The organism is Kineococcus auxinigenes (genome assembly GCF_050871525.1).
Taxonomy (GTDB): Bacteria; Actinomycetota; Actinomycetes; order Actinomycetales; family Kineococcaceae; genus Kineococcus.
Map to the genome: position 1 here is coordinate 1 of NZ_JBKBCT010000112.1, position 8,476 is coordinate 8,476.

General features: G+C 71.2%; 8 protein-coding genes. 3 read left to right on the plus strand and 5 right to left on the minus strand.

Going from position 1 to position 8,476, the window contains the following annotated elements:
- Nucleotides 1-123: 123 nt before the first annotated feature.
- From ACRYR9_RS18990 to ACRYR9_RS19000, 3 genes are all read right to left on the minus strand, one after another.
- Nucleotides 124-1,503: a DUF2254 domain-containing protein gene (locus ACRYR9_RS18990; RefSeq protein WP_432498896.1), complete on the minus strand. Its 1,380-nt coding sequence runs from the start codon at nucleotides 1,501-1,503 to the stop codon at nucleotides 124-126.
- A gap of 110 nt (nucleotides 1,504-1,613) precedes the next feature.
- Nucleotides 1,614-1,994: an ATP-binding protein gene (locus tag ACRYR9_RS18995; protein ID WP_432498893.1), complete on the minus strand. Its 381-nt coding sequence runs from the start codon at nucleotides 1,992-1,994 to the stop codon at nucleotides 1,614-1,616.
- A 650-nt stretch (nucleotides 1,995-2,644) separates the two neighbouring features.
- Nucleotides 2,645-3,919, minus strand: coding sequence for a PP2C family protein-serine/threonine phosphatase (locus tag ACRYR9_RS19000; RefSeq protein ID WP_432498891.1), 1,275 nt, complete (start codon nucleotides 3,917-3,919; stop codon nucleotides 2,645-2,647).
- A gap of 246 nt (nucleotides 3,920-4,165) precedes the next feature.
- Between ACRYR9_RS19000 and ACRYR9_RS19005 the strand changes: the two genes are divergently transcribed.
- The 3 genes from ACRYR9_RS19005 to ACRYR9_RS19015 all read left to right on the plus strand — a co-directional run bounded on the left by ACRYR9_RS19005 (nucleotide 4,166) and on the right by ACRYR9_RS19015 (nucleotide 6,794).
- On the plus strand, nucleotides 4,166-4,783 hold the full coding sequence (locus ACRYR9_RS19005; RefSeq protein WP_432498889.1) for a hypothetical protein: 618 nt from the start codon (nucleotides 4,166-4,168) through the stop codon (nucleotides 4,781-4,783).
- A gap of 143 nt (nucleotides 4,784-4,926) precedes the next feature.
- Entirely contained in the window at nucleotides 4,927-5,883 is a 957-nt protein-coding gene (locus ACRYR9_RS19010) for a hypothetical protein (protein WP_432498887.1), read from the plus strand.
- Nucleotides 5,880-6,794: a tyrosine-type recombinase/integrase gene (locus tag ACRYR9_RS19015; protein ID WP_432498885.1), complete on the plus strand. Its 915-nt coding sequence runs from the start codon at nucleotides 5,880-5,882 to the stop codon at nucleotides 6,792-6,794. Before ACRYR9_RS19010 ends, ACRYR9_RS19015 begins: the two co-directional genes overlap by 4 nt.
- A 310-nt stretch (nucleotides 6,795-7,104) precedes the next feature.
- Here ACRYR9_RS19015 and ACRYR9_RS19020 read toward each other — a convergent pair whose 3' ends face one another.
- Together ACRYR9_RS19020 and ACRYR9_RS19025 are read right to left on the minus strand one after the other, a co-directional pair.
- Complete coding sequence (locus ACRYR9_RS19020; RefSeq protein ID WP_432498882.1) at nucleotides 7,105-7,701, minus strand: hypothetical protein; 597 nt, start codon at nucleotides 7,699-7,701, stop codon at nucleotides 7,105-7,107.
- A gap of 54 nt (nucleotides 7,702-7,755) precedes the next feature.
- Nucleotides 7,756-8,214, minus strand: a complete 459-nt coding sequence (locus ACRYR9_RS19025) for a helix-turn-helix domain-containing protein (protein ID WP_432498879.1) — start codon at nucleotides 8,212-8,214, stop codon at nucleotides 7,756-7,758.
- Nucleotides 8,215-8,476: the final 262 nt, after the last annotated feature.

The window sequence follows — 8,476 nt, forward strand, 5'->3', positions numbered from 1 at the left end:
GTGATCTTGAAGCGTAGAGAACTCCATGATCACCGGGGCCCGTGCTCGCCTGGGTCCGTGACACGCCAGACCCTCACCGAGTGCTTGAGCCACCCTGCCCGGTCCGCCTACTGCCGGTCGCTCTTAGATCGAGCGGGTCTCCCCGGCCCGGTCGCGGTAGGCGGCGCGCACGTCCCCGGCCGAGGCGGTGCGCACGCGCTCGGCGAGGTCGTGCACCTGCTCGACGTCCGCGTCGACCATCGACTCCGGGACCTCCGCCAGGATCAGCCGGACCTGCCGCTCGACCTCGTCGCGGTGCTCCTGCGTGCGGGCGGCGGTGGCCACGTCGCGCAGCATGCGCAGCAGGGCCGCGAGCACGGTGGGTTCGCGCTCGCCGTAGCGGCGCACCTGACCGCACACCAGGTCCAGGTAGTAGCGCAGGTCCCGGTCGGGCACGACGGCCCGACCGGTGCCGTCCTCGTCCTCGTGCACGGTCGGGCCCAGCTGCTTGCCGGTCAGGCGCACCAGCAGGTCGGCCGCGTGCCCGATGCAGTGCGCGGCCGTGACCGGGTCGTTGATGCCGGGGGACAGGGCCTTGACGGCGATGTCGGTGAGCTGGCGGAAACCGAAGGCGGAGTCCTGCTCGATGGTCCGCTCGTAGCCGAGGGCGACCGTCCCGCGCACCCGCTCGGCCAGCTCCTCGCGTCCGCGCTCGTCCAGCCCGGGCGCGCACGCGCTCGCCAGGGGGGAACCGGCGACGACGTGATCGCCGGGGCGCACGTCGATCCACACCACGGCGTCGTGCTCGCGCGCGGCGCCCACCAGGTCCTCGACGTCCACGAGGCGCACGAACCCGCTGCGGGTGGCGGGGATGCCCGTGGCCGCGGCCCAGTCCGCGTCCAGTTCGTCCGGGGTTCGGCGCGCAGGGCCGTCCAGGGAGGGGTAGAACGCGTCGATCGCCGCCAGGGCCTCGTCGTGGACGGTCAGCATCATCGTGTCCACCCGCAGCAGGCGCGTGAGGTGGTGGATGAAACCCAGCACCGCCGCCACCGAGGCGATGCCCAGGACGAACGCCACGAACAGCGCCGCCGCCGGCGGGGGCTGGTCCGGGTGCATCCCGCGCAGCACCGTCAGGGAGAACACGAACGTGGAGACGAGCACCGCCAGGACGGCCTTCGTCCACGGGTCGCGCATGAAGTCGCGCAGCAGGCGCGGGGAGAACTGCTGCGAGGCCAGTTGCAGGGCAACGACGGTCAGGGAGAACGTCATCGAGATGACGCTGATGGAGGCCGCTGCGATCGCCTGCAGCATCGTGCTGGCCCCGTCGGTGCCGCCCGGCCAGGCCAGGCGCGAGAGCAGCGAGGACTCCCGCGGGCGCAGTTGCGCCAGGACCAGCGCCGCGGCCAGCGCCACCGCACCGGCCACGGCCGGCCACAACCACACCCTCGCCCCGGACCGCTCGACGTGCTTGGTGCCGTTCCTGCTGGTGCCGCTCCTGCTGCTGGTGCCGCTGCTGGTGCCCACGTCCACCACCTACCCCGCCGGGCGCGGAGATCACCGCAGCTGTGGGACCAGTGCCGTACGTCGAGGACGCGCGAGGTCCAGTGCGCGAGTTGCGGTGTGGGGTGTGCGACTCAAGGCGTCGGGGCGTGCTTGGCCACCTCGCACCACACCTGTGTGCACCCCGGCAGCTGGTGCCAGCCCCACTGCCGGCTCAACTCGTTCAGCAGCACGACTGCCTCGTCGGTCACGTCGACGTTCACCGGCCCGGCCAGCTCGACCCGGACGGTGAGCCGGTCGGGGTGCTCGTGCACCGCCAGGGTGAGGACCTGGTGCACGCGCCTGCCGACGGCCATCAGCTCAGCTGCTGCCTGCACCAGGTCGTCAGCGCGCTCGGCGTCCAAGCCGCTGTGCTGGGCGTACAGGCTGAGGAAGCGTCGAGCCTGTGCAAGCGCGCCGGCATCAGGCGCCAGCTTCAGGTGGGCCTCGTCTGCGGCATCTGGGTCAAGACTCATGATCGATCTCTTCCTGAGCGCGGGGTCGGCGTGCTGCGGTACCCGACACCTTGCGGGTGCCACCTGGCGCGAAGCGCGCTGAGCACGCCAGTGCAGGCACCCGAGCCGCGTGCTGAGCCTCATCGTTGATCAGTCAGCTCGTCGGCGCTTAGCGCCCGGTACAGCGTGGCACGCGAGATGCCCACAGCCTCGGCGGCCTCACGGGCGGTTGTGACCTTCCGCGGTATATGGCGCGATTGCTGTTGGCACTGCCGGGCAGGTCGGTCGCGCGCGACCAGCAGCAAGACCTTGAAGTCGTCAGCGGCCCGTGATCGCGCACCGCGCGGCATGTCCGGATGCCCGCAGGTGCTGATCGTGCGGGTGCCAGGCGTCGGTGCGAGGTTGCCGAAGTCAGCATCAAGCGCCGGCAGGCAGGAGCCGCGCAGAGGAATGCCGGTGCGGTGGTGGTGCTTGTAGAGGGTGGTCGCTCCGCTGCATGTCCCCGGGCCTCATCTTCAGCCGCTTCGAGCGGCCACTCGCCGAGAGGCGACTGCCGGGTCGACCACCACTTCCACGGCCGCCGGGTCCTTCGACCCGGCGGCCGTCGTGCGTGCGGTCACAGGGCCACGACCTCGCGGCGTCACGTGCGGATGGCCCCACCTGGGCCGTGCTCAGCGGCGGGGGGCGTCCTCGCGATCGCCGTGGGAGGGGGACAGCTCCTGCGCGGCGATCTCGTCCGCGGACACGAGGGCGCGTTCGCGCGTGGTGGCCCACTCCGCGATGAGCAAGGTCGCATCGTCCTGCAGGACGCCACCTTGGCGGTCGAAGACGTCGTGAGCGATGCGCCGCAGGGTCTCCGGGGCGGGCAGCCCCGCTGTCGCTGCCCTGTGCAGGTGGTCCACCAGGCGCTGCAGGCCGAAGAACTCCCCGTCGCGGTCGCGGGCTTCGGTGATGCCGTCGGTGTAGAAGACGATGCGGTCACCGGGCTGCAGCCACTCCTCGGCGATGGCGGCCTGCCCGTCACCGAGGCCGAACATGATGCGCCGGCCGCCCTCGAGCTCCTTGACGACCTTGCCCTCGCGCATGAGCAGCGGGGCGGGGTGCCCGGCGTTGACGTAGCGCAGCCGCCCGGTGGACAGCTGCAGCTCGCCCAGGATCCCGGTGGCGAAGCGCTCACCGTTGCTGTGGGCGGCGATGTGCTCATCCATGGCCGTCGCGGTGTCGTAGAGGCCGTGAGCGTTGCGGCGGCGGTTGCGGTAGGCCGACAGGGCCACCGCGGCCAAGACCGTGCCGCCCAGGTCGTGACCGGTGGCGTCCAGCACGGCCAGGTGGGCGGTGTCACCCACGACGCTGTAGTCGAAGGCGTCCGCGGCCACGTCGTAAGCCGGCTGCAGCAGACCGGAGACGACCAGGCCCTCGCACGCGAAGGTCAGCGGTGGCAGGAGCTGGTGCAGCAACTCGGAGGCCACCGTGCGCGGGCGCCGGCGCATGAGCTGGTCCAGGGCGTCGCCGTAGGGCCGCTTGGCGGTGATCAGGTGCCCGGTCAGGTGACCCAGCAGCCGGCAACGCTCGGCGAACACCGGATCGTCGAGGTCCACGCCCTCGGGCACAGCGACCTCCAACACGCCGAGGCGGTCAGCGCCGTCGACCACGGGCAGCCACACCCCCGGCGTGCCGGCCGGGGAGGCCATCGCCTGCACGTGGCGGAAGCAGCGCCCGGCCAAGGTCCTGTCCACCGCTTGCGGGCGCCGGCCCGGGACCCCGGTCACCGGCGCGGGCACCAGCAGGCGCTGCTCGTAGTCGATGAGGTACAGCACCGCGCTCCAGCCCAGCGCGCGAGCCGCCTCGGCCACCGCCTGCGGCACCTCCCCGGCGGTGGCCAGGTGCACTCGGTCCAGCAGCGTGCGCACCAGGGCCAGCGTCTGCTCAGCCGCACCATCGCTCATGGCCGGGCACGCTAGCCCTCGCACGGACAGCGAGCTGACCGTGCCGTCTCCGACGTCCACAGGTCGGCATGAGCAGTAAGTCGAGGCGGCTGCCGTGCCCGTAGATAAAGGACGTTCTCTGCGGGTCGGGGAGTGGCTTCGGGACGATGCCTTGGCTGACGTGTTCGGCCAAGGTCTGCGCTGGTGCGGGTGCCGGCGGGCATGCTGACGCCACCGCCGTCGTCGTCGCTGCCAGGAGGCACAGCTGTGGACTTCTTCCCCGACCCGCCCCCGCCCCCTGAGCGCGAGGAGGAGGAGCCCGCCCAGCCGGCGTGGTCGGGTCCGCCGGAGGACGTGCTGGCCGGGGTGGTGCCGCTGGAGCTGGTGCTGGGCCGCTCGAGCAGCACGGTGGTCACCTTGAGTGGGGTGCGCGCCTTTCCCACCGGGCTGAGCATGCGCTTGGGGGTCCGGCTGCGCGGGCGCCTAAGCGGGGTAGACGTGTACGACGAGGTCTTCGACAACGCCCACGCCCGTGTGCACGAGCCGTCCTGGCGGCGCGGGCGGTTGAAGTGGGGCTTCGAGCTGGCCGACGGACGCCGAGCGACCAACGTGGACCCCTGGCCGGGCAGCGAGCTGCCCGATCCGCACGGCGTGCCCCCCGCCGACTGGCAGCCCGCGCGCCCGGTACTGCACGGCGGTGGCGGAGGGGGCAGCCCCCGCTCGGTCGATCGGGACTACTGGCTGTGGCCGCTGCCGCCGCCCGGGTCGCTGCGCGTGGTGTGCCAGTGGCTGGACCAGGGCATCGAGCAGAGCGTGCACGAGCTGGACACCGAGGTGTTCTTGCAGGCCGCACAGCGCGCCCAGCCGCTGTGGCCGCAGGGCTGACGGCGATCCGCGCCGGCCTGCTGAGACCACGACGGCCGCCGGGAGGCGTGGAGGCACCGGCGCCGAGCTGGCCTCGCCGATCGACACCGTAAGGACCGTTATGGTGTCGATTACTGTCGGTGGTCATGGCTACGGTGCCCAGCGTGGCCACGATCGCGACCAACAACCCCGCCGGGCGCCTGCACGCCCTCTTCACCGCCCTGCTGCGCGGGACCAACGCTCAAGCCCGCAACGCCACGAAGCTGGGCGCGGCGCTGGGGAAGGTGTGGGACCTGGACTGGCCCGAGGACCACCGGGGCATCGCCATCAGGGTTGTCGATGCCCTCGTGTTGCCCGAGCAGATCGAGGAGCAGATCTCCGCCTGGGCCGACGATCCGCGCGTGTACGAAGACCTCGCGCTGGAGCACTTGGGGGCCTGGCGTCAGGCGTTGCGGGCCACCACCAACCTCGACAACACCCTTCTGAGCCTCACCCAGCACCTCAACGACACCAACCTGCAGGGCTTGCAGATCGCCTCCCGGGCGCTGAGCACCGTCGCTCCCGAAGTGCAGCCCGCGGACGACGACCTCGAGCGGTTGGCCGAGTCGGTCGCCGCCTTGCTGCAGGAGGTCTTCGACGCCGACCTCGACGAAGAAGTCCGCGCCTTCCTGGTCGATCAGCTGCGCCTGATGCAGGACGCGATCGCCCGGGTGCGGGTGCGCGGGGTGCAGGCCCTCTACGACGCCTTCGACCAGGTCGCCGGCGCCACCCGCTTCCGCCGCCGTCAAGCCGCTGATCGCCTGCGGCGCGAGGAGCCCGACCTGGCGCAGAAGTTCTGGGCGCTGCTGACCAATCTCGCCACCGTCGTGACCCTCGTGCAGGGAGGTGTTGCCCTCACCGCAGACCTCGGCGACCTACTCCCTCTGCAGTCCGCAACCGCAACGACGGAGCAGGAGCCGGCAGCTCCTACCGCCCCCGAAGCCCCGGTGGCGCCGGACGCCGCCTCACCGTCACCGGCGGACCTGCCGTCGACGTCACCGCACGGTCCCGCGCAGCCGTCCACCGGCCCGGCCGAGACGGTGCCGGAGGCCGCGTCGGCGGCTGATGAAGGCGCCCCGTGAGCGGTGCCCTCGTCCCCGCAGCGCCGGCTGTGCCCGCGCGGCCGGCGGTCGATGAACCCTGGCAGCGGGTGGCCACCGGTTTCCTGCTGGCCTACTCCGGTGCCACCCGGACCGCCTACGCCACGGATTTGCGCGCCTGGATCACCTGGTGCACCGAGCACAGCCTGGAGCCGCTGGCCGCTACCCGCGCCCACTTGGACGCCTACGCCCAGCAGTTGCGCGAGGCCGGGGCGGCGCCGGCCAGCACTGCCCGGCGACTGGCGGCCCTGTCCGGCTTCTACGGCTACGCCGTCGACGAGGGCGTGCTGGCCCGTTCCCCGGTCAGCCGGGTGCGCCGGCCCCGCGTCGGTGAGGCCACCGTCAGCACGGGCCTGTCGCGCGAGGAGCTGACCGCGCTGGTGGCCGCCGCTGAGGCCGACTGCCCCCGCTCCCTGGCCGCGGTGCTGCTGCTGGGCCTGAACGGGCTGCGCGTCTCCGAGGTGTGCGGCGCCCGCGCCGAGGACCTGGGCACGGAGCGCGGCCACCGGGTGCTGGTCCTCACCCGCAAGGGCGGGCAGCGCGCCCGCATCCCGCTGGCCCCACGCACCGCCGCCGCGCTGGAGGCGTACCTGGCCGGGCGCACCACCGGGCCGCTGCTGATCACCCGCACCGGCGGCGGCATGGATCGGCACGCGATCTGGCGGCTGCTGCGCCGCCTGGCGCGCACCGCGGTGCCCGCCAAGGCGCACACCCTGCACCCGCACGACCTGCGCCACGCCTTCGTCACCCTGGCTCTGGACGCCGGCGCCTCCCTGCGCGACGTCCAAGACGCCGCAGGCCACGCCGACCCGCGCACCACCCGCCGCTACGACCGCGCCCGCCACCACCTGGACCGCCACCCCACCTACGCGCTGGCTGGGCTTCTCAGCTAAAGCGTCTTGAGGCGAGGTAAACCTCACTCGCTGGCTAGTCCGGTAAAGGGGTTAAGGCCATCCACGTAGACCCTGGCCACGTGTTGCGGGACGAGGTGACTTGCTTTTCTCGGGGATCTCCCTTCTACTTTTGGTAGAAGGAAGGGGGTGAACATGAGTAAGCCCACCAAGGCGGCTCTTTCCAAGGCCGGCAGGACGCTGGGGAGCGATTCCTCGAGCAAGTCCGCGAAGTCGAAGGCTGGGTCCACGCTCGGCAAGGGTTAGTCACGTGTGGGGCGGTGCAGGCTGCGCCGCCCCACACGGCGGTGACCTATCCCTCGAAGAGCTGCGGCAGTTCCTTCTGAAGGCGACTGGCGAAGACGGTCGCCTGTGCTCTGACCAGGCGTCCTATGACAGCCTCGGCGGGTTGTTCGCCCCTACCTCCCCAGTAGGCGAGCTGGAGCTCGGTGACCGAAGCCACGATGTCCGGTCGCCTGTCGAGCACTAGCTGGAAGAAGTCGTCGCTGGTGAGGACATCGAAGCGACCTTGCACACAGTCGGGCGTGAAAGTGTTCTTGTTGTCGGTCAGCAGAATGTTGACGTTCGCGTGGGCGGCCGCGGCAAGCACGTGCCAGTCGTGGATGTCTTTCGAGGGCTGCGGATAATCCTGCGGGTTGAATCCGATGACCTCTCCGTCCAGCCCATGACTGTCGAAGAAGAGCTTCAGGAGGTGGCGAAGGGCCGCATCGGTCACGCCAGGGTTGCGCTTTCGCCAAGCACGCTTCCACTCAGTGATCACATCGTCGGACCATCGGGCCACGTACAACGGTTCGTCGCACAACGAGGCGCACAGGTTGAACCAGTCACGCAGGCACCGTGAGACGAGGATGTTGGCGTCTGCGAAGACGGAGAGAGGCGCCTCGGTCACCGTGTGAGGTTACCGGGCGCCTCTCTGGCGTTGGTCTGTCTTTGACTGACTCGATCAGTCCTCGTCGAGTCCGAGGGCGTCGACTGCCTGCATCAGCTCCACTGCGGCCTGGCGCTGGCGCTTGAGCTGGTTGCTGCGGAAGGTCACCACGTCCTTGCGGAAGACTCGGCGGTGCGAGCCCACCTTGTGGCCCGGGATCTGATCGGTGTCGACCAGGCGGGTCATCGTGGGGCGGGAGACGCCCAGCAGTGCGGCGGCCTCTGAGGTTGTGAGCTCGTCGGCCACGGTGCTGATGGCCACGGCGTCTCCTTGGGCGGTGATGCGGATAGCGGTCATGAGCAGGCCGACCAGCTCCTCGGGCACCTCGTGCGTGGTGCCGTTCGGAAGCCTCAAGGTGGCCGTGGGTAGGCCGGGCGTGCGCGCGTCCAGGTCCTCCTCGACGCGCACGGCTGCAGATCGAGTCGTCGCGGTCGGCGTCACCACATCGGTCTTGGTCAGCGTCTGCGTGCTCATCGCGTCCTTCGTTCTGCCACGGCGCGTCGCCATGTGCCCAATCAGTTTGCGTATATCGGCTCATGAACGCAACTCGCTTGCGTCTGTTGCGTCTATCGGAACTTCGTGGCCAGGCTTGAGCTCCCTCGGCCGCTGCCCTCGGCCGCTGCCCTCGGCCGCTGCCCTCGGCCGCTGCCCTCGGCCGCTGCCCTCGGCCGCTGCCCTCGGCCGCTGCCCTCGGCCGCTGCCCTCGGCCGCTGCCCTCGGCCGCTGCCCTCGGCCG

Excerpts from the sequence above, each read along its gene's own strand:
- ACRYR9_RS18995 (WP_432498893.1), bottom strand. The coding sequence starts at position 1,994 with ATGAGTCTTGACCCAGATGCCGCAGACGAGGCCCACCTGAAGCTGGCG.
- ACRYR9_RS19000 (WP_432498891.1), bottom strand. The coding sequence starts at position 3,919 with ATGAGCGATGGTGCGGCTGAGCAGACGCTGGCCCTGGTGCGCACGCTG.
- ACRYR9_RS19025 (WP_432498879.1), bottom strand. The coding sequence starts at position 8,214 with ATGAGCACGCAGACGCTGACCAAGACCGATGTGGTGACGCCGACCGCG.